The 1,613-nt window shown below is 62.1% G+C and carries 2 protein-coding genes; both read right to left on the reverse strand.

Going from position 1 to position 1,613, the window contains the following annotated elements:
* Positions 1-95: 95 nt before the first annotated feature.
* Entirely contained in the window at positions 96-1,067 is a 972-nt protein-coding gene (locus ACUVTA_RS09675) for a GDP-mannose 4,6-dehydratase (protein WP_445952726.1), read from the reverse strand.
* 10 nt (positions 1,068-1,077) lie between these two features.
* Entirely contained in the window at positions 1,078-1,437 is a 360-nt protein-coding gene (locus ACUVTA_RS09680; protein WP_445952727.1) for a hypothetical protein, read from the reverse strand.
* Positions 1,438-1,613: the final 176 nt, after the last annotated feature.

The following is a 1,613-nucleotide window of genomic DNA, read 5'->3' on the forward strand; positions in this document are numbered from 1 at the left end:
ATATCACAGACGGCAATATAATTACAACACATAAAAAGTTTTAGCCGCCTTATCCTCAGCCCTAAAGGGCGGGGCCTGCGGCGGCCGTTTTTTGGTCAGAGCGATCTTTGCAATGTCAGCCGTTCGCGCCACCAGGCGAGGAGGTCGGCGAGGGTTTGGCGGAAGGGGATCTGGGGCGTCCAGCCGGTGGCGTGCGCGATTTTGGCGGCGGCACCGAGGAGCAACGGGATGTCGGTGGGGCGCTGGAGTGCGGCGGCGGATTTGATGGTGATGGCAACGCCGGCGGTCGCGGCGAGCAGGGCGGCGATCTCCCGGACGGTGTAGGCTTTGCCGCTGCAGACGTTATAGGCCTCGCCGGGGCGGCCCTTCTGCAAAAGCAGCCAGTAGGCGCGCACCACATCCCGGACGTCGGTGAAATCCCGGGCGGCGTCAAGGTTGCCGGCGGTGATCACCGGTTCCGCGCGGCCCAAAGTCACTTCTGCCACCTTTTGGGCGAGGCGGGAGCAGACGTAGGCGGTGCTCTGGCCGGGGCCGGTGTGGTTGAAGGGGCGGGCGCGGACGATCTGCAGCCCTTCGGCGGCGTAGGCGCAGGCGGCGTCGGCGGCCTTGCTGGCGGCGTAGTGGTTAAGGGGCGCGAGGGGCTGCTCTTCGGTGAGCGGCTGTTTCTCCGGCGGAACGGCGCCGTAGGCAGCTGCCGAACCGACGTAGAGCACCCGGGCCTGCGGCGCGGCTTCGCGCACGGCCTCGAAGAGGTTCACGGCGCCCTGGAAGTTGACCCGGTAGTAGGCCTCCCGGTTTTCGCTGGTGGTGACGGCGATGCCGGCGAGGTGGTAGATTTCGTCGGGGGCGAATTCGGCGAGGAGGCGGCGCAGGGTCCCTTTTTCGGTCACGTCGGCCTGCCGGATGACGGCGCCAGCGTAAACAGGATCATCCGGCTGCTGGCCGTGACAGGCGGCCAGGACGGTGTAGCCCTGCTCTAAGAGAAACTTAACGAGGTAGCGGCCGGCGAAACCCGCCGCGCCGGTGATCAGCGCCCGCATCATAATCGCGGCAGTCGTTCTTATCACTCATTTTGAACTACGGTTGCGCTTGAGGGAGTTCATCTATGGGTAGAGCGTTGGCTTCGAGGCGAGATAGGTCCCCAACGCGGCTGGCTTGGTCAATGTCAATCCCAACCAGACGGCCTTCGTTATTTCCCCTTTCTTGGATTTCTCGGAACCCTCGGTCGGGAAAGGCGTTGGGCACTGTTTCACCACCTTCCAGCGTTACTACGCGCAGGTATCTGCCGAGTTCCGGAACGAAAAGCCAGTAGCGCACGCGGCCGTCCGGCTGTTCTTCCCGGTGAAAAGGTTCCCGAAGAGCCTTTTCGCACCACTCGCGGCGAATGTAGGGACGCTTGCGCAACACCTGCTCTTCAAAGTACCGGGTTGTTTTCAACGCTTAGACTCCTTTGAAACCATTTTTAGGATACCACCAAGTAACCTGCCAGGCAATTAGTCTTGGAGCACAGGGAAGATCACAACGCTATGGTGCTGACTACTATTGCCCGCACTGGGCTGCCACCGTTCCTCCCACACTAGGCAAAGCTAGGCACAAAGCAATAATTCGTGAGC

Source organism: Thermodesulfitimonas sp. (assembly GCF_052743955.1).